Below are 18,446 nucleotides of genomic sequence, written 5' to 3' on the forward strand. Positions count from 1 at the left end.
TGCGCAACTACCGCGTTCAGAGGACTAAACGCGGGGCGACCGGCTCGGGAGGGCGTCGGTCCGGGGTGGTCGTGAGTGGCAAAGAGCGTTCTAGTGGCGGGTAGGGGGAATGTGTCATGTCGTTGAGGTGTGTCCCCAATGCCACATTGGGGGCTTTCCGGGGGCGTAGGGTCGGTGTCGTGAAGGCCCCCTTCAGGACAGTGACGTAGCGCGGGCTTGGGGGCACCGGAACCCAGCGGGGTGAGGTGAAGGGAACCTTCCGCGCGCGCGATGCGGCGAAAGTCCCCTTCACCAGACCGACACGGCCGCCTTACCCCTCAATAGAACCCGACTTGCCACTCACGACCCCCTGGACCGGCCGCCCTCCCTCGCCCACCAACGGCCACGTCGCGAAAGCCACTTTCGCGACGTCTGATGTCCCGAAAGTGGCTTTCGCGACACGCCGACGGCTCGTGAGGCGCACCTGCCCGGGCAGCGGCAGCACCATCCGCGTTCAGTCCTCTGAATGCGCGGGCGGAACACCCTGAGCGAGTGGTAAGCCTGGAGCCGGGAGTGAAGGAGTCCGCATGGCGAAGATCCAGCGCATTTCCGCGAACGGCCACACGAGCGCGAGCCCCGAAGCCGTCTACGCCCTCCTCGAAGACCGCGAGCACTGGCCCGACTGGTCCCCGCTGGGCAAGTTCCGCCTCCTGGAGAAGGGCGACCAGAACGGCCTCGGCGCCGTCGGCGTCTTCAGCACGAGCGGCGTCAACGCCTGCGAAGAGGTCATCGCGCTCGAACCCGGCAAACGCTTCGGCTACACGCTGCGCAAGGGGATGCCGCTGCGCGACTACCGCGCGTACGTCGACCTCACGCCCGCGCTCGGCGGCACCGACATCCACTGGCACGCTTCGTTCATCGCCAAGATCCCCGGCACCGGAGGGCTGTACCGCCGGTTCCTCGGCGGCTTCTTCGGACGCATGGTCGACGGCCTCGTGGCGCGGGCCTCGCGCGGCGCCCCATAAAGTAGGCGCATGGCAGCCCCACGACGCACGCAGGAGGAACGCAGCGCCGCGATGCGCGTCAGGCTGCTCGACGCCACGATCGACTGTCTCGTCGAGTACGGCTACGCGGGCACGACGACCACCCGCGTCGCGGATCGCGCCGGGGTGACCCGCGGCGCGCAGGTGCACCATTTCCCCACCAAGACCGACCTCGTGACCTCCGCGATCCGGCATCTCGCGGCCAAGCGCACCGAGGTCGCGATGGCGGAGATCGACAGGCTGAAGGCGGCGGCCGACCCGGTCAGGGACGCGTTGCAGCTGCTGTGGGAGATGCATCAGGGCCCGGTCTTCTCGGCGACCGTGGAGCTGTGGGTGGCCTCGCGGACCGACGCGGAACTGCGCGCCCAGATGGCGGTGGTCGAGCCGATCGCGACGAGCAGCCTGGTCGAGTTCGGCAAGGCGCTGCTCCCGGACCATTCGGCGCATCCGGAGTTCCTGCACGCGGTGTACACGGCGATGGACGTCGTCCGTGGCATCCTCATCGCCAGCTGGGCGACCCGCGACCAGACCGAACTGGAGGCGCGCTGGGAGCGCGGCCGCCGTCACTTGATCCTGCTGTTCGAGGCGCTGATGCAGCCCTCTCCCTCTCGTTAGGCGTGTTACTCTCCTGGAGAGAGTGAGGAGGTCACGTGCTCGGAAACCCGTACGACCCCGACTGCCCCACCCGCGCGCTGCTCGACCGCATCGGCGACCAGTGGACCGTGCTGATCGTCGGCGTGCTCGGCGACGGCCCGCTCCGGTTCACCGAGATCGGCAAACGCGTGCGCGGTATCTCGCAGAAGGTCCTCACCCAGACGCTCCGCAGCCTCGTCCGCGACGGCATCCTGACGCGCACCGCGTACCCGGAGATCCCGCCGCACGTCGAGTACGAGCTGACCGAGCTCGGCCGCAACCTGGCCGAACCGCTCGACATGCTCGACAAATGGGCCCGCGTCCACATGGGTGAGGTCCTCGACGCCCGCCGTGCCCACGACGGTCAGCTCACCGCTTGACCAAGCCGGCCTCGTGCGCCAGCAGCCCCGCCTGGGTCCGGTTCGCACAGTCCAGTTTGACCAGCATCCGCGACACGTAGCTCTTCACCGTCGCCTCCGCGAGGTGCAGCCGCGCCGCGATGTCCGCATTGGACAGTCCTTCGCCGAGACAGGCCAAGACATCCGTTTCGCGCTCGGTCAGCCCGTCGGTCTTCCGCCGCGCGTCGTCCCCGCGACGCCGTCCGTCGGCCGACATCGCCACCAGCCGTTGCGCCGCTTCGGGGGAGAGCACGGTGTGCCCGTCCGCCGCGACCCGGACCAGGCCGATCAGGTCCTCCGGCGGCGTGGACTTCACCAGGAACCCGGCCGCGCCCGCCCGCAGCGCGCGGATGACGTAGGTGTCCGCGTCGAACGTCGTCAGTGCGACGACCGCGGGCGGCTCCGGGAGTTTCGCGATCCGCTCGATGGCCGTCAGCCCGTCGACGCCCGGCATCCGCAGATCCATCAGCACCACGCGCGGCCGATGCCGGATCACGGCTTCGACAGCCTCGGCGCCGTCCTGCGCCTGCGCCACGACCTCGATGTCGGCCGCGGAGCCGAGGATCGTCCGCAGATGCGCGCAGACCATCGGTTCGTCATCGACGACGACCACCCGGATCACCGATCTCCTTCCGCCGTCGGGACGTAGGCCGGAAGTATCGCACCGACGCGGTACCCGCCGCCCGCCCGCGGCCCCGCGTCGAACCGGCCGCCGATCAGTTCGACGCGCTGCCGCAGTCCGGCCAGGCCCGAGCCGGAACCGCTGCCCGCCAGCGCTGGATCCGGCGCGGCACCCGCTCGCGTGTTCTCCACCTCGATGTCCAAGCCGCCCGCGTGATACCTGAGTTCGACGGTCGCGGTCGAGCCCGGCGCGTGCTTGCGGATGTTCGTCAGCGCCTCCTGCACGACGCGGTACGCGGTGCGGGCGACGGTCGGGGAGATGCGCCCTGGGTCGCCGTGCACGGCGAGTTCGGTCGGGATGCCCACCGACGCCGATTCCGCGACCAGCGTCGCCGGATCGCCCGCCACGCCGTCGGTGAGCGTGCGCGGTTCGGCGTTCGCGCCGTTGCGCAGCACCCCGACGAGATCACGCAGTTCGTCCAGGGCCAGCGCGCCTTCGCGCCGGATGTCCTCGGCCGAGGTCCGCACGGCCTCATCCGCCGAGACGACGCCGAGCGCGCCCGCGTGCAGCACCATCAGGCTCAGCCGATGGGTGACGACGTCGTGCATCTCCTCGGCCAGCTTCCGCCGCTCTTCGGCGCGGGCGCGTTCGGCGAGCAGGTGTTGCTCGCGCTCGGCACGTTCGGCACGGTCCCGCAGCGAGCGCAGCAACTGGCGCCGGGCCTCGAAGTACAGCGAAAGCGTGGTGGGCAACGCCGTGCCCAGCAGGCCGAACGGGGTGGTATTCCACTGCGCGTCCCAGGGCCGTGACGCGCAGAGCACCAGGATCCCGGTCAGCCAGAGCAGGGTCCGCCGGTCCATCAGGCGGGCGAGCTGGCTCAGCACCACCGGGGTGATCGTCGGGACGGTCATCAGCGTCAGCTGGCGCTCCGGCACCAGCAGCCCGGGGGAGAACAGGTCGGAGGCGAGCATCAGCAGCCCGCCCGCCGTGACCAGGCCCGCGACCAGTTTCGGATACCGGAACAGCAGGATCAGCGAGAGATCGAGCAGCACCTGCAGGGTGACGCCCGCGGCAGGGCCCGCCCAGCCTGTCGTCGGTTCGCCGAACACGTACAGCGTGATGTCCAGGCCCACGAACGCGAGCGCCGCCAGCGTGAGCCACACGGTGTCGGCCGGACCCGGCCGGAACGGCCTGCTTTTCTCCACCCGGTCACGGTAACCAGCCGTCGACCGAAGGCGGGGAGATCCGCAACTTTCGTCTATCCGGTGACCCTCCTTACCCGGTTTCCCGCAGCCGCCGTCTCCGGTGGACTGGAGCACATGGACATCGCGACCCCAACAGTCCGAACAGGACAGGAGCAGGCGTTCGCCCGGCTCCCGGTGTTCGTCGTCGCCGCGGTGGCCGCCGCCGCGCTTCTGGCCACGAGCGGCCGCTACGCGCACGGTTTCGACGAGCTGTACTTCCTGATGGCGGGCCGGGAACACCTGGCGTGGGGGTACTTCGACCAGCCGCCGCTGATCCCGGCGCTGGCCGGGGCGATGGACTCGCTGTTCCCCGGCTCACTGGTGATGCTGCGCCTGCCGATGACGGTGGCCGCGGCCGCCGGGGTGGTCGTCACCGCGCTGATCGCCAGGGAACTGGGCGGCGGACGCGGCGCGCAGGTGCTCGCGGCCGGGCTCTACGCGACGTCCGGGGTGATCATCGTCAGCCACTGGATCGGCACGTACGTCTTCGATCCGTTCCTCTGGACGGTGATCGTCTGGCTGGTCGTCCGCTGGGTGCGTGTCCGCCGTGACGGCCTGCTGGTCTGGGCGGGCGTGGTCACCGCGATCTCCCTCGAGACGAAGTTCCTCATCCCCGCGTTCTGGGCGTTGGGCTTGCTCTCCGCGCTCGTACTCGGCCCGAGGGAGCTCGTGCGGCGGCCGAAACTGTGGCTGGGCGCGGGAATCGCCGTCGTCGCGACGATCCCCACGCTGCTCTGGCAGGCCTCGAACGGCTGGCCGTACCTGATCATGAACGACGTCGTCTCGGCGGAATTCCCCGGCACCTGGCCTTTTCTTCGCGACGGCTTCCTGACGGCCGGAGTCGGGGCGGGCGTGCTCGCGTTCGTCTACGGTCTCGTCCGGCTGATCTTTTCCCGTGAACTTCGCGGCTATCGCTTCCTGGGGGTAGCGATAGCCGCGCTCGTCTTGGCGTTCCTGCTGCTGCACGGCCGTTCCTACTATCTGATGAGCGTCTTCGCGCTGCCGTTCGCCGCCGCGGCGACGGGCTTCGCGCGGCACGTTCCCAAGTGGCGGCTCGTGGCCTGGCCGGCGATGGTGCTTTCGGCCGTGATCACCCTCGCCGGCCTGCCGATCTATCCGGCGAGCATGACCCGGACGAACTTCGGCCCGATCACACTCGGCAGTTCCTTCGCCGGTGGTGAACTGCCGCAGCAGGAGCTGGTCAAGGCGATCGGCGAGACCTACGCGGCCCTTCCGCCGGAGCAGCGGGCGCACATCGCCGTCTACGCCGAGATCTACCCGTTCGCCGCCGCGACCGAGTTCTACGGTCAGCGGTACGGCATCGACCACGTTTACAGTGGCCACCGCGGCTACTTCTACTTCGACCGGCCACCGGAGTCCGCGAGCAGCGTGCTGTTCCTCGGCTTCGATCCGGAACTGCTCAAGCCGTACTTCACCTCGGTGACCCCGGTGGTGGAAGGACTGCTGTGGCGGTATGACGGCAGACAGGGTTCCTGGGACGAAATCTGGCCCAAGCTGGAAAGGCACTGACGATGACCGAACTTTCGTTGCCCGCCAAGGCGTATCTGCTCGCCTGCGACGTCGGGAAGAACAAGCTGCGCGACCGGCGGCGGGCGGGCCTGCTGATCCGCGGCGCCGCGCTGACCGATCTCGTGCTGCGCGGCCGCGTCGCCGACGCGGACGGCCGGGTCGCGGTGTCGGGCGCCGGGCAGACCGGGGACCTCGTCCTGGACGAGATGCTCGCCGAGATCGCGGCCGAGAGTCCCGGCAAGTGGAAATGGTGGGTGCGCAAGGACGCGCGCGGCACCTTGGAGGCACTGGAGTCCCAGCTGGACACCGCGGGCGTGATCGAGCTGAAGACCGGCCGGACGCTCGGGCTGTTCCCGTCGCGGCGGCCGAATGTGCGGGACACCGCCACCGTCGACAGGCTGCGGGCAACGGTCGACCGGACGTTGCGCGGGCCTTCGCCGGCGTCCGATGTGGACGCGAGCGACGCCGCCCTCACCGCGCTCGCGGCCGCCGTCGAGCTCAAGGACGTCGTTTCCGGCAAGGACAGGCGGCAGTACAAGGACCGGATCGAGGAGCTGACCGAGCGGGGCGGCGACGCGGTTCCCGCACTGCGGAAGCTGTTCCGGGAGCTGCGCGCGGTGCGGGCGTCGGCTGCGGCTTCATCCGGTGGGAGCTGAGCCGAACAGCCGGTCGAGGTAGTAGTCCACAGTGGACACCACCTCGTCCGGTGTCCGGTGCTTCAGCACGACGTTCGTGCCCTGTGAATCGGCGAGCGCCCAGAGCATCGCGGACTCGTGCGCCGGATCGGCCGACTTGTCGACATCGCCCGCCTCCTGGCCCTGACGGATGAGCATGGCGAAGAGTTCGAACAGCTCGGGAACGCCTTCGGCGTACACGGCCGCGAAAGACGGGTCGGAGACCGCGCGGATGAAGAACGCGACGCCCATCAGCCAGTTGCCGCGGCTGTGTTCGTCGAGCGGCAGGATCTCGATCATGATCGCGCGGAGGATCGCCTTGGGTGTCGACGGCAGTTCGCCGGCCTCGAGCTGAGCCTTGATGCGTGCTTCGTACACCTCGGAGCGGCGTTCGACGGCGAACAGCAGCATTTCGTCCTTGGTCTTGAAGTAGTGCTGCACCAAACCCATCGACATGCCCGCCTCGGCGGCGACGTGCCGCAGGCTGACGCCCTCGAGGCCGCGCCTGGCCGTCAGCCGCGTCAGTGCCTCGGCGATCTCCCCACGCCGCGCGGCGTGATCCACCTGCTTCGGCACCTTCACCATCCGTTCCGGGAGTTTGCAATGCGATCGCATTGCCACTACGGTCCCAGGTTATTGCGATGCGACCGCATTGTAAACGATCGTCGGGGGTGAATTCGGTGGAAGCCGATCGGGGGAAGGTGCGGCTGAGGCCGCCGCGGAACGCGCTGGATCAGCGGGTCGTGGGCTGGTGGCGGCTGCAGGGAACGCTCTTCTGGGTGTCGCCGGTGCTGGTGTTGGTGCTGCTCGGGTTGCTCATCGCGCCCGCGCGGACCTGGCTGCTGACGCCGGCGGCGGTGATCGCGGTGCTCGGCCTGGTCTGGGTGCTCGCGATGCCGGTGTGGTGGTTCAAGGTGCACCGCTGGGAGGTCACGGAGACAGCGGTGTACGCGCGCTCAGGGTTCTTCTGGCAGGAGTGGCGGGTCGCGCCGATGTCGCGGATCCAGACCGTGGACACCCTGCGCGGACCGCTGCAGCAGGTGTTCAAGCTCGCGACCGTCACGGTCACCACGGCGTCGGCCCGGGGCGCGGTCAAGATCCGCGGGCTCGACCACGAACTGGCCGCGAGCCTGGCGGAGCAGCTCACGGAGACGACGCAGGCGACGCCGGGGGACGCGACATGACCTCGGGCGAGTTCGAAGGCTGGAGCACACTCGACAAGCGGACCCTCCCCGTCACCGCGCTGACGATGGCGGGGGTGGCCGTCGGTGCCGCGATCCCGACCACGGCCGCGATCGTGGGCGCCGGAGGACGGTTCTGGGTCGCTCTCGCGTGGGTCGTGGGCGGTGGGCTGGTGCTCGTCGGCGGCGGCGTGCTGGCGGAACTGTTCTACTGGAAGGGCGTGCGGTACCGGGTCACGCCGGACCGGCTGGAGACGGCGTTCACCCTGGTCTTCCGCTCGCGGAAATCCCTGCAGCGCGAACGGATCCGCAACGTCGACCTGACCGCGAACCCGCTGCACCGGCTGTTTGGCGTCGCCGTGGTGACCATCGGCACCGGCTCACACGAGTCGGGCGGGCAGGGCAGGATCAAGCTCAACCCCGTCTCGCGCGCCGAGGCCGAGCGGCTCCGCGCGGATCTGTTGCGCCGCGCGGAAATCGCGGAAACCGACGAGGACGCACCGCTCGCCGAGCTGGACCGGAGCTGGATCCGCTACGCGCCGGTGTCGTTCGTCTCCCCGACACTCGGCCTCGCGGCGGGCGGCGGGCTCATGCAGCTCGCCGATTGGACAGGGCTGCAGAAGGGCCTGATCGACTGGGTGATGGACCTGTTCCTCGGCATCCCGCTGGTGGTGGCGATCCTGATCCTGCTGGCGGCCGCGATGCTCGTCGGCGTGGTCGGCGCGCTGGGCCTGTGGGTCGAGATGTGGTGGAACTACCGGCTCGACCGCGAAGCCGGCGGCACGCTGCGAGTGCGCCGAGGGCTGTTCACCACACGCTCGATCTCGATCGAGGAACGCCGGATGCGCGGCATCGAGCTCGTCGAGCCGCTCGGGAACCGGATCTCCGGCGCGGCCCGCGTCGACGCGATCGCCACCGGCATGCGGCAGAGCGACGACCAGGACAAGACCGACTACCACACCCTCCTGCCCGCCGCGCCGGTCGCGACGGCCACCCGGATCGCCGCGGAGGTCCTGCGTGAACCGGTTTCGCCGACCGAAGCCGTCCGGCTCGCCGGGCATCCGCGCGCCGCGCGGGGACGGCTGCTGCGCTGGTGGGTCGGTTCGGTGGTGGTGCTGCTGGCGATCTTCGCGATCCTCGGTCTCCTGCTGACCGACGTCCTGCTGGTGATCGGCGCCGCGCTCGGTGTCGTGCTGCTGCCGGTGTCGGTGCTGCTGGCGCTGGACGCCTACCGCAACCTTGGGCACGGGATCACCGGGCGGTACCTCGTCGGGCGGCACGGGTCCGTGCGGCGGAGCACGTTCGCGCTGGAGCGGGACGGTGTGATCGGCTGGACGGTCAAGCAGTCGATCTTCCAGCGGCGCAAGGGATTGCTGACCGTCGTGGCGACCACGGCGGCCGGGGCCGGGGCGTACTCGGTGTACGACGCGGGGGAGGAGCAGGGCCTGCTGTTCGCGGAGGCTTCTGTGCCGGACCTGCTGACGCCTTTTCTTGAGCGAGCCTGACGTTCTTGGGTCGTGAGTGGCGATTCGGGTTCTAACGGCACCTACCACTCACGACCAAAGTGCCCCAGGGCCTGCTCGCCGTGCATGAAGGTCCCTCTCTTTGCGTCTGGTGCGAGGAAGGGCCCTTCACGTACTTGGCCGCGCCAGTTTCGCCGCTGAGCCGGGGGAAGGGGACCTTCGCGCACCTCCGCCGTGACCAGTGCCGGAAGTGGCGATACCGGATGCCGTGAAGGCCTCCTTGCCTACCGTCAGGGTAGGAAAGGAGGCCTTCACGGACGTGCTGCCTCCTGATGGCGCCCCTCACTCACGAGGGCGCCCCAGGCGGTCCTAGCGCGCAATATGCCTGCCGGAAGTACGTGAAGGACCCCTTCACTGCGCTAGGCGCAATGAAGGGGTCCTTCACGTACTGAAGAGTTTCCTCGCCTGAGCCGCCCACCGGACCGACCCGCCGCCGACACGTCGGCCGCCGCCGAAGCGTCCGCTGGCTACCGTCGTGCCATGACCGCATTCGCCGCACTGCACGTCCCCGGGTCCCCGCTGCTCCTGCCGAACGTCTGGGAGTTCGGCACGGCCGCCTTCCTCGCCGCGCAAGGCTTCCCGGCGCTCGGCACGACCAGCCTCGGGGTCTCGGCCGCCGAGGGCGAGCCGGACGGCGCCCCGTCCTCGAAGGGCGCCACCGTCCGGCTGGCCGGGCGGCTCACCGGGCTGGACGCGCTGATCAGCGTCGACCTCGCCGACGGGTTCAGCGATGACCCGGGCGAGGTCGGCGCGCTGGCGGCGGAACTCGCCGAAGCCGGTGTCGCGGGCATCAACCTCGAAGACGCCCTCGGCGATCCTGTGCGGCACGCGGCCAAGATCGCGGCGGCGAAGGAACATGCTCCCGGTCTCTTCGTCAACGCGCGCACGGACACGCATTGGCTGGGGGAGCCCGACCTCGGGGCCGCGATCGAGCGCTCGCTGTCCTATGTGGACGCCGGTGCCGACGGGGTGTTCGTGCCGGGGCTCGCCGAGCCCGCGGACGTCGAGCGGCTGGTGAAGGCCGTCGGGGTGCCGGTGAACCTGCTGTTCCTCCCCGGCAAGGTCACCGTCGCCGGTCTGGCCGGGCTCGGCGTCGCGCGGATCAGCCTCGGTTCGCTGCCGTACCGGATGGCGCTGGCCGCCACGCTGCGCACGGTGACGGCCATCCGCGACGGCGGCGAACTCCCGCTGACCCCGCCGTCCTACACCGACGTCGCGGCCCTGCTCCCGGAATCTCATTAGCCTCGGGAGCATGCAGACCTTCGGAGCCGAATTCGCCGCCCCGCCCGGCTATCTCAACACCCCCAGCATCGGCATCCCGCCGTCGCACGTGGCCGACGCGGTGGCGGAGGCTGTCGAGCGGTGGCGGCGAGGCGAGGCCCGCCCGGCGGACTTCGACGAGCCCGTCGCGCGGACCCGGGCCGGGTTCGGCGCGCTGATCGGGGTCCCGGCGGAGCGGGTCGCGATCGGGGCGTCCGTCTCGCAGTTGATCGCGAACGTGGCGGCAGGGCTGCCCGACGGTGCCAGCGTGCTGGTCGCCGGCAACGACTTCACCAGCGTCACCTTCCCGTTCGCGGCTCAAGCGCACCGCGGGGTGAAGGTCACCGAAGTCCCGCTGGCCGAGCTGTCCGAACGCGTCGAGGGACATGACCTGGTCGCGGTCAGCGTCGTCCAGTCGGCCGACGGCGCCCAGGTCGACCTCGGCAGGCTCCGCGCGGCGGCCGAAGCGGCGGACGCGGCCGTCCTGCTCGACGCCACCCAGGCCGCCGGGTGGCAGCCGCTCGACCTCGGCTGGGCCGACTGGGTGGTCGCCGCCGGCTACAAATGGCTGCTCGCGCCGCGCGGGGCGGCGTGGCTGGCCGCGCATCCGCGGGTGCTGGAGCGGGCGGTGCCGGTCGCCGCGAACTGGTACGCCGGGGAGGACCGCTGGCAGACCGTCTACGGCCTCCCGCTGCGGCTCGCGGGCGGCGCCCGGTCGCTCGACCTGTCCCCGGCCTGGCTCGCCTACGTCGGCGCCGCCGCCTCGCTCGACTATCTCGGTTCCCTGGACCTCGACGCCGTCCGCGCGCACTGCGTGGGTCTCGCCGACTCACTCCTCGAAGCGCTCGGGTCACCCGTCCAGGGGAGTGCGATCGTCTCGCTCGCCGCTGACGCCGAGAAGGTGCGGGAAGCGGGCATCGTGGCCGGTACGCGGGCCGGAAGGCAGCGCTTCGGGTTCCATCTCCACAACACCGCTGACGACGTCGAACGGGTGATAAGCACGTTCAGGTGAACCGCCGGACCGGCGTGAACTACCGTATGTTCCCGTGGTTGGTGCGCAATATTCCCCGGGACCGACGGAAACGGCCCGGCTTCAGCCGGTGCGACCGGCAGGGCCGGGCGGGCCGCCGCCCGCGCCGAAGCCGTCGAGGGACACGAAGGCCCTGGCGCTGAAAGGCGCTGGTCTGGTCGCCATCGCGGTCGTTTCGTCGCTGCTCTGGTGGCTGATCCGGCACGAGCCGGAAGCGGCCCCTGTCGCGGACACGCCGTCGAAGACCGGCCAGTTCCAGTACACGTTGGCCGAAGGACCGCAGGTCACCACCGACTGCGCGAGCAAGGCCTACGGCGACACCAAGGGGTTCTTCACCGAGACGCCCTGCACGCGGCTGTCGCGGGCGCTGTACACGACCGAGAGCGGCGGGAAGAAGGCGCTGGTGTCGGTCGTCCTGGTCACCATGCCGGGCGAGGTCACCGCGACCCAGCTCAAGGCGCTCACCGACAAGGACGGCACGGGCAACGTGTCCGACCTGGTGCGCGACGGCACCTTCAAGGCACAGGGCGCCCCGAAGATCTCCGGACAGGACGCGGCCTACGACTCCCACGTCACCGGACCCGAGGTGGCCATCGTGCTGGCCGGTTTCTACGACAAGCAGAAGGACAAGCCGCTGCTGGAGCGGATCGCGACCGACGCGTTGCGGCTTTCGGGTGACCTGCGCCGCTGAGTTTTTCACCCTCCGGACGCAATGAAATGAAAGGTCCTTTCCTCGCAAAATTTTGCGAGGAAAGGACCTTTCATAGCGCTCGTGGAGAGTCTCAGACCGACTGGCCCGGCATCGCGATCGCCACCGGCTTCGCGCCGAACTCCGCCCGCCAGGCCGTCCCCCGCCGCGCCGACCCGATGAGCGCGTTCAGCGCCGTCGTCCGCAAAGCCGCGTCGTCGGTCCGGTCGATCACGCCGAGCCAAGCCGCCGCGACGTCCGACTCGGCCGTCGCCACCAGCTCCATCGCCGACTTCGCCTCCGTCACCGGCTTCGGCGGCACGTACGCGGCCTCCGGTCCCGTGGGCGTCTGTCCCGCCGCGGAAAGCATCCGCTCGCAGACGTTCCTCCGCTTGACGTGCTCGGCCGTGCCTCGCGACACCGCGCCGGTGAAAGCGGCCGGCAGGTAGGCGCTGACCAGTCCGTACACCCAGATCGCCGCGTGTTCGGCGCTCAGCGCCTGCTGGACGGCCTCCGCCCCTTCCTGGTTCAGCGTGACACCGGCGGGCACGTCGACCGCTCCGGCGTCGTCGCCGCGGCCGAGCTTGTCCGAACTCTGCTGCAACGCCGCACAGCCCGCCGCGACGGAGGCGACCATCCCGGCGCGGTAACGGGGCAGCGAAGGCACGAGGCCCTCGGCCTGTTTGCGGGCCTGGGCGAGCCGTTCCTTGAGCCCGTCCACCGACGACGGCGGGGTTTCCGCCGGGCCGGACTGCTCCGGCTTGGGCCGGTTGAGCCTGTCCACCTCGGCTTTGAGCGCTGTCGCGTGCGCCGCCCGCGCCGTCGCGACGGCTTCGCCCTCGGCGCCTGTCACCGCCTTCGCGCCCGTCGCGTCGGTCTCCGCCGCGCGCAGCAGCGGGCCCAGCGGATCGGGGGTTTCGTCGAACCCGGGGGAGCAGGCGGCCGCCAGCGGCACGGCCACCGCGGCCAGCGCCGCCGCCCGCAGGAAAGCGCGGCGGCTCGGCAAGGTGGGCTCTGTCGATCTTCCGGTCACGCCGCCCCATCCTGCCAGTACCCCGTGCGGGGCCGCCGCTCGCGCGTCACGCGAGGGTCACCAGATAAGCTGGTCCACTACCGAACCCGGATCCACACCGCCGGGTCGCCCCCAGCCGAACAGGAGCGCTTCACCGTGCCCAACGACCTCGCCAGCAGGCTGGAGCCCATCGTGGCCGAAGCCGTCAAGGCCGCGGGTTTCGACCTCGATTCCTTCGAGGTCCAGCAGGCAGGCCGCCGTCAGCTGGTCAAGGTCGTCGTCGACGGGGACGACGGCGTCGGGCTGGACGAGGTGGCGAGCGTCAGCCGGGCCGTCTCCGCCACGCTCGACGAGAACGAGCACGTGATCGCCAGCGCGTACACGCTGGAAGTCACCTCGCCGGGTCTCGACCGGCCGTTGACCCAGCAAAGGCACTGGCGCCGCGCGAAGTTCCGCCTCGTCAAGGTCACCCCGGCCGAGGGCACCGCCTTCATCGGCCGTGTCGGGCACGCGGGGGAGAAGTCCGCGCGCGTGCTCGTCGACGGCGAGATCCGGGACGTCGGTTATGCCTCGGTGGCCAAAGCGGTCATCGAGATCGAGTTCAAGCAACCACCTGCCGAGGACCTGAAACTGTTGGAAACCGATGCGTCGGCCCTGAACGCCGCCACCACGGAGCCGAAGGAGGAGCCGAAGTGAACGTCGACATCGCAGCGCTGCGCGCGATCGAACGGGACAAGGACATCCCCTTCGAGACGGTGATCGAAGCGATCGAAACCGCCTTGCTCACCGCGTACAAGCACACCGAGGGCCACCAGGCGCACGCCCGGATCGACATCGATCACAAGAGCGGCCTGGTGCGCGTCCTCGCGCACACCCTCACCCCGGACGGCCAGACCGACGAGGAGTGGGACGACACCCCGGAGGGCTTCGGGCGGATCGCCGCGACCACCGCGCGGCAGGTCATCCTGCAGCGCCTGCGCGACGCCGAGCACGAGAAGACCTTCGGCGAGTTCTCCGCCAAGGAGGGCGAGATCGTCGCCGGCGTGGTGCAGCGCGACGCCCGCGCCAACGCCCGCGGCATGGTCGTCATCCAGGTCGGCGACATCGAAGGCGTACTGCCCTCGGTCGAGCAGGTGCCCGGGGAGTCCTACGAGCACGGCAACCGGATCAAGGCGTTCGTCGTGACCGTCGCGCGCGGCAACCGCGGCCCGCAGATCACGCTGTCGCGCTCGCACCCGAACCTGGTGCGCAAGCTGTTCGCCCTCGAGGTCCCCGAAATCGCCGACGGCACGGTGGAGATCTCCGCCATCGCGCGTGAGCCGGGACACCGGACCAAGATCGCGGTCCGCTCGACGGTGCCCGGCGTCAACGCCAAGGGCGCGTGCATCGGCCCGGTCGGCGCGCGCGTGCGCAACGTGATGAGCGAACTCGCGGGCGAGAAGATCGACATCATCGACTTCTCGGAAGACCCGGCGAGGTTCGTCGGGAATGCGCTGTCGCCCGCGAAGGTTATCTCCGTACGGGTCGTCGACGAGCGGGCCAAGACCGCTCGCGTCGTCGTCCCGGACTTCCAGCTTTCGCTCGCGATCGGCAAGGAAGGGCAGAACGCCCGCCTCGCCGCACGCCTCACCGGATGGCGGATCGACATCCGCAGCGACGCCGCTCCTGAGCAGGGTGACGAAGCACACGCCGGGCAGCCGCGGCCCGCCGCGGCAACCGGTTCGGCTGAGTGAAGGTCGAAGCGCTAGACTTACGAGTGGTTCAGAGCCCGCGGCCGGGAACCGACCTCCAGCACGACCGGGAATCTCCGGTTCGCACCTGTGTGGGTTGCCGTCGGCGGGCCTTGATCGGCGAGTTGCTGCGAGTGGTCGCGGCGGACGGGCGGCTGATCGTCGACGAACGTCGGCGGTTGCCGGGCCGGGGTGCTTGGTTGCACCCCGTGCCGGACTGTCTTGCCAAGGCCGAGCGGCGCAGGGCGTTTCCACGGGCACTTCGTGTTCCGGGTTCGCTCGACGCCCAAGGTGTCCACGAACGCCTGGAGCGGCTCGCCGAAAGCTGAAGGCGCCGGGACATCCCCGGTGCCAGTTGGAATCAGGAAGCAGGTCGACCCGTCATGAGTCAGCCGTGAAGCTGAATCAATGAACGCGCGACAATAGGACGAGGTCTGCGGGTCTGCCGCCGGCCTCCCCAGATGAGGAGAGCTGTGCCAGGCAAGGCCCGAGTACATGAGCTCGCGAAAGAGCTCGGCATCACCAGCAAGGAAGTTCTCGCCAAGTTGAAGGACCAGGGCGAGTTCGTGAAGTCCGCGTCGTCGACCGTCGAAGCCCCGGTGGCCCGACGTCTTCGTGACGCGTACCCGTCCAAGGACGGCCAGAGCAAGAAGCCGGTTCCGACCCCCGGCCCGCGTCCGCCCGCGAAGCCCGCTGCCCCGGCTCCGGCCGCGAAGCCCGCTCAGTCGGCGCCCGCGGCGAAGACCGAGGCCCCCGCGGCGTCCGCCCCGGCGGCGCCCGCGACGTCGGCTCCGGCCCAGCAGCCGTCCCGCCCCTCCACCCCGGGTGTCCGCCCGGGTCCGCGCCCCGGCCCCCGGCCGCCGGCGCCCAAGGAAGAGGTGGCTCCGGCGGCGAAGGCCGCTCCGGCCGAGCCCAAGCAGGCCGAGCCCGTCAACGAAGCCCCGGCAGCACCGGCCACCCCGCCGGCGTCCCAGACGCCGTCGCAGGGCTCGGTCGTGCCGCCGAAGCCGCAGGGCCCCAAGCCCGTCGGCCCGAAGCCCGGCCCGCGTACCCCGCGTGTCGGCAACAACCCGTTCGGTGTGGGTTCCGGTTCCCCGGCCCCGCGCCCGTCGGGACAGCGTCCCGGTGGCGGGAACCAGCAGGGCGGCGACAACCGTCCGCCGCGTCCCGGTGGCGGGCAGGGCGGCGACCGTCCGGCCCCGCGTCCCGGTGGCGGCGCTCCCGGCGGTAACCGGCCGAACCCGGGCAACATGCCCCCGCGGCCGAACCCCGGCATGATGCCCGGCCGTCCGGCCCGTCCGGCCGGCGGTCCCGGTGGCGGCCGTGGTGGCCCCGGTGGCGGAGCCCGTGGTGGCCCCGGCGGCGGCGCTCGTGGCGGTCCCGGTGGCGGCGGTGGCGGCGGCGGTTTCCGCGGCGGTCCCGGTGGCGGTGGCGGCGGTGGCGGTTTCCGTCCCGGTGGCGGCGGTGGCGGCGGTTTCCGTCCCGGTGGCGGTGGCCCCGGTGGCGGCGGCGGTGCCCCGGCCGGTGGCGGCGGTTTCCGTGGCGGCGGCGGCCGTGGTGGCCCCGGTGGCCGTGGCGGTACCGCGGGTGCCTTCGGGCGTCCCGGTGGTCCCGCTCGCAAGGGCCGGAAGTCCAAGCGCCAGAAGCGCATGGAGTACATGGACAACATGCAGGCGCCCAGCGTCGGTGGCGTTCGCCTGCCCAAGGGCAGCGGCGAAACGATCCGCCTGCCGCGTGGCGCTTCGCTGACCGACTTCGCCGAGAAGATCGACGCCAACCCGGCTTCGCTGGTGCAGGTGCTCTTCCACCTCGGTGAGATGGTCACGGCGACGCAGTCCGTGTCGGACGACATCCTCGAGCTGCTCGGCGGCGAGATGAACTACGTCGTCCAGGTCGTCAGCCCCGAGGAAGAAGACCGCGAGCTGCTCGGCACCTTCGACATCACCTATGGCGACGACGCCGGTGGCGAAGAAGACCTGCAGGTCCGGCCGCCGGTCGTGACGATCATGGGTCACGTCGACCACGGTAAGACCCGCCTGCTCGACACGATCCGCAAGACGAAGGTGCGCGAGGGCGAAGCCGGTGGCATCACCCAGCACATCGGCGCCTACCAGATCGAGACCGAGCTCGAGGGCAACCCGCGTCTCGTGACGTTCATCGACACCCCGGGTCACGAGGCGTTCACCGCCATGCGTGCCCGTGGTGCGAACGCCACGGACATCGCGGTCATCGTGGTCGCGGCCGACGACGGCGTCATGCCGCAGACGGTCGAGGCGATCAACCACGCGCAGGCCGCCAAGGCCCCGATCGTGGTCGCGATCAACAAGATCGACAAGGAGGGCGCGAACCCGGACAAGATCCGGCAGCAGCTCACCGAGTACAACCTCGTGGCCGAGGAGTACGGCGGCGACACGATGTTCGTCGAGATCTCGGCGCGGGAGAACATCAACATCGATGGTCTCCTCGAGGCGATCCTGCTGACCGCGGATGCCGCACTGGACCTCCGGGCCAACCCGGACATGGAGGCCCAGGGTGTCGCGATCGAGGCGCACCTGGACCGCGGTCGCGGTCCGGTCGCCACGGTGCTGGTCCAGCGCGGAACGCTGCGCGTCGGTGACTCCGTCGTCGCCGGTGACGCGTACGGCCGCGTGCGGAAGATGGTCGACGAGCACAACGTCAACGTCACCGAAGCGACCCCGTCGCGTCCGGTCCAGGTCATCGGGTTCACCTCGGTGCCCGGCGCCGGTGACACGTTCCTCGTCGTCGACGAGGACAGGGTCGCCCGGCAGATCGCCGAGCGGCGTTCGGCCCGTACTCGCAACGCGCTCAACGCGTCGCGTCGTAAGCGGGTCAGCCTCGAAGACCTCGACGAGGCCTTGAAGGAGACGAGCACCCTTAACCTGATCATCAAGGGTGACAACTCCGGTACGGTCGAGGCCCTCGAAGCCTCGCTGATGCAGCTGGATGTCGGCGAAGAAGAGGTCGAGCTCAACGTGGTCCACCGCGGTGTCGGTGGCGTCACGGAGTCCGACATCGACCTGGCGACCGCGTCCAACGCGATCGTCCTGGGCTTCAACGTGCGGGCACAGGGCAAGGCGACCGAGCGGGCCACCCGCGAGGGCGTCGACGTCCGGTACTACACGGTCATCTACCAGGCGATCGACGAGATCGAAGCCGCGCTCAAGGGCATGCTCAAGCCGATCTTCGAAGAGGTCGAGCTGGGCAAGGCCGAGATCCGCGGGATCTTCAAGTCGTCGAAGGTCGGTACGATCGCCGGTTGCATGGTCATCTCGGGCGAGATCCGGCGTAACGCCAAGGGTCGTCTCCTCCGTGACGGCAACGTCATCGTCGAGAACCTGCCGATCAACTCGCTGAAGCGCGAAAAGGACGACGTCACCGAGGTCCGCGAGGGCTTCGAGTGTGGTCTCACCTTGGGTAACTACAGTGATTTGAAGCTCGGCGACGTCATCGAGACGTACGAGCAGCGCGAAAAGCCGCGTGCGTAAGTGACACGGCGGCGCTCCTCCGCATCTGGGCGGGGGAGCGCCGCTTCACCTTCGAAACAACCCAGAAACCCCCATGTTCGTAGGAGCTCTTGAGCTCGACATCCTGCTGGGCGATGTTCATTCGCTCAAGCAGAAGCGATCCGTGATCAAGCCGGTGCTGGCCGAGGTACGCAGGCGTTTCGACGTCTCCGTCGCCGAAGCCGGTCAGCAGGACCTGCACCGGCGCGCGCTGATCGGCGTGGCCGTGGTCGCGGCGAGTGGCGAGCACGTCCGTGACGTGCTCGACTCGTGTGAGCGCTTCGTGGCCGGAAGGCCGGAGTTCGAACTGCTCTCCGCCCACCGCCGGCTGCTCGGCCCGGATGACTGACGGAAGATCTTTCGAGGAGAAGAATC

At 70.1% G+C, this 18,446-nt stretch carries 19 protein-coding genes; 15 read left to right on the top strand and 4 right to left on the bottom strand.

Annotation, left to right across the window (positions count from 1 at the left end; genetic code table 11):
• Positions 1-566: 566 nt before the first annotated feature.
• From ACZ6YV_RS39215 to ACZ6YV_RS39225, 3 genes are read left to right on the top strand one after another with little or no spacing between them, the layout of a single operon-like run.
• Positions 567-1,004 carry an SRPBCC family protein gene (locus tag ACZ6YV_RS39215; protein ID WP_465514460.1) on the top strand — a complete coding sequence of 146 codons (438 nt, stop codon included), beginning with the start codon at positions 567-569 and terminating at the stop codon, positions 1,002-1,004.
• 51 nt (positions 1,005-1,055) lie between these two features.
• A complete protein-coding gene (locus tag ACZ6YV_RS39220; RefSeq protein ID WP_465514502.1) occupies positions 1,056-1,637 on the top strand; it encodes a TetR/AcrR family transcriptional regulator in 582 nt (193 codons plus the stop codon).
• A 35-nt stretch (positions 1,638-1,672) separates the two neighbouring features.
• On the top strand, positions 1,673-2,035 hold the full coding sequence (locus tag ACZ6YV_RS39225; RefSeq protein WP_378247765.1) for a winged helix-turn-helix transcriptional regulator: 363 nt from the start codon (positions 1,673-1,675) through the stop codon (positions 2,033-2,035).
• Here the strand turns inward: ACZ6YV_RS39225 and ACZ6YV_RS39230 are convergent.
• Together ACZ6YV_RS39230 and ACZ6YV_RS39235 are read right to left on the bottom strand one after the other, a co-directional pair.
• Positions 2,025-2,675, bottom strand: coding sequence for a response regulator transcription factor (locus ACZ6YV_RS39230; RefSeq protein WP_378247763.1), 651 nt, complete (start codon positions 2,673-2,675; stop codon positions 2,025-2,027). The two genes, ACZ6YV_RS39225 and ACZ6YV_RS39230, sit on opposite strands and share 11 nt — an antisense overlap.
• Positions 2,672-3,880, bottom strand: coding sequence for a sensor histidine kinase (locus ACZ6YV_RS39235; protein ID WP_465514461.1), 1,209 nt, complete (start codon positions 3,878-3,880; stop codon positions 2,672-2,674). Before ACZ6YV_RS39235 ends, ACZ6YV_RS39230 begins: the two co-directional genes overlap by 4 nt.
• 60 nt (positions 3,881-3,940) lie before the next feature.
• Here ACZ6YV_RS39235 and ACZ6YV_RS39240 point away from each other — a divergent pair, with 60 nt between their 5' ends.
• Together ACZ6YV_RS39240 and ACZ6YV_RS39245 are read left to right on the top strand one after the other, a co-directional pair.
• A complete protein-coding gene (locus tag ACZ6YV_RS39240) occupies positions 3,941-5,449 on the top strand; it encodes an ArnT family glycosyltransferase (protein ID WP_465514462.1) in 1,509 nt (502 codons plus the stop codon).
• Positions 5,450-5,451: 2 nt separating this feature from the next.
• Positions 5,452-6,105 (top strand): GOLPH3/VPS74 family protein, encoded by a 654-nt coding sequence (locus ACZ6YV_RS39245; protein WP_465514463.1) that lies wholly within the window; start codon positions 5,452-5,454, stop codon positions 6,103-6,105.
• Here ACZ6YV_RS39245 and ACZ6YV_RS39250 read toward each other — a convergent pair.
• Positions 6,088-6,708, bottom strand: a complete 621-nt coding sequence (locus ACZ6YV_RS39250) for a TetR/AcrR family transcriptional regulator (RefSeq protein WP_465514503.1) — start codon at positions 6,706-6,708, stop codon at positions 6,088-6,090. The two genes, ACZ6YV_RS39245 and ACZ6YV_RS39250, sit on opposite strands and share 18 nt — an antisense overlap.
• 56 nt (positions 6,709-6,764) lie before the next feature.
• On the opposite strand from ACZ6YV_RS39250, the gene ACZ6YV_RS39255 reads away from it, so the two are divergent.
• From ACZ6YV_RS39255 to ACZ6YV_RS39275, 5 genes are all read left to right on the top strand, one after another.
• Positions 6,765-7,307: a PH domain-containing protein gene (locus ACZ6YV_RS39255; protein ID WP_465514464.1), complete on the top strand. Its 543-nt coding sequence runs from the start codon at positions 6,765-6,767 to the stop codon at positions 7,305-7,307.
• Positions 7,304-8,809: a PH domain-containing protein gene (locus ACZ6YV_RS39260; protein ID WP_465514465.1), complete on the top strand. Its 1,506-nt coding sequence runs from the start codon at positions 7,304-7,306 to the stop codon at positions 8,807-8,809. Before ACZ6YV_RS39255 ends, ACZ6YV_RS39260 begins: the two co-directional genes overlap by 4 nt.
• Before the next feature lie 498 nt (positions 8,810-9,307).
• Positions 9,308-10,069: an isocitrate lyase/PEP mutase family protein gene (locus tag ACZ6YV_RS39265; RefSeq protein WP_465514466.1), complete on the top strand. Its 762-nt coding sequence runs from the start codon at positions 9,308-9,310 to the stop codon at positions 10,067-10,069.
• 10 nt (positions 10,070-10,079) lie between these two features.
• Positions 10,080-11,099 carry an aminotransferase class V-fold PLP-dependent enzyme gene (locus ACZ6YV_RS39270; protein ID WP_465514467.1) on the top strand — a complete coding sequence of 340 codons (1,020 nt, stop codon included), beginning with the start codon at positions 10,080-10,082 and terminating at the stop codon, positions 11,097-11,099.
• Positions 11,100-11,187: 88 nt separating this feature from the next.
• Positions 11,188-11,808, top strand: a complete 621-nt coding sequence (locus ACZ6YV_RS39275) for a hypothetical protein (RefSeq protein ID WP_465514468.1) — start codon at positions 11,188-11,190, stop codon at positions 11,806-11,808.
• Positions 11,809-11,899: 91 nt separating this feature from the next.
• Here the strand turns inward: ACZ6YV_RS39275 and ACZ6YV_RS39280 are convergent, their stop codons facing one another.
• Positions 11,900-12,838: a ferritin-like domain-containing protein gene (locus ACZ6YV_RS39280; RefSeq protein WP_465514469.1), complete on the bottom strand. Its 939-nt coding sequence runs from the start codon at positions 12,836-12,838 to the stop codon at positions 11,900-11,902.
• Between the two features lie 135 nt (positions 12,839-12,973).
• On the opposite strand from ACZ6YV_RS39280, the gene rimP reads away from it, so the two are divergent.
• The 5 genes from rimP to ACZ6YV_RS39305 all read left to right on the top strand — a co-directional run bounded on the left by rimP (position 12,974) and on the right by ACZ6YV_RS39305 (position 18,420).
• Positions 12,974-13,513, top strand: a complete 540-nt coding sequence (gene rimP / locus ACZ6YV_RS39285; RefSeq protein WP_465514470.1) for a ribosome maturation factor RimP — start codon at positions 12,974-12,976, stop codon at positions 13,511-13,513.
• Positions 13,510-14,550, top strand: a complete 1,041-nt coding sequence (gene nusA, locus ACZ6YV_RS39290; protein ID WP_465514471.1) for a transcription termination factor NusA — start codon at positions 13,510-13,512, stop codon at positions 14,548-14,550. Before rimP ends, nusA begins: the two co-directional genes overlap by 4 nt.
• Before the next feature lie 110 nt (positions 14,551-14,660).
• Complete coding sequence (locus ACZ6YV_RS39295) at positions 14,661-14,876, top strand: YlxR family protein (protein WP_101606280.1); 216 nt, start codon at positions 14,661-14,663, stop codon at positions 14,874-14,876.
• 144 nt (positions 14,877-15,020) lie between these two features.
• Positions 15,021-18,053, top strand: a complete 3,033-nt coding sequence (gene infB / locus ACZ6YV_RS39300) for a translation initiation factor IF-2 (RefSeq protein ID WP_465514472.1) — start codon at positions 15,021-15,023, stop codon at positions 18,051-18,053.
• Positions 18,054-18,126: 73 nt separating this feature from the next.
• Positions 18,127-18,420 carry a DUF503 domain-containing protein gene (locus ACZ6YV_RS39305; protein ID WP_378247739.1) on the top strand — a complete coding sequence of 98 codons (294 nt, stop codon included), beginning with the start codon at positions 18,127-18,129 and terminating at the stop codon, positions 18,418-18,420.
• The last annotated feature ends 26 nt before the right edge of the window (positions 18,421-18,446 follow it).

This window comes from Amycolatopsis sp. NPDC102522 (assembly GCF_055584485.1).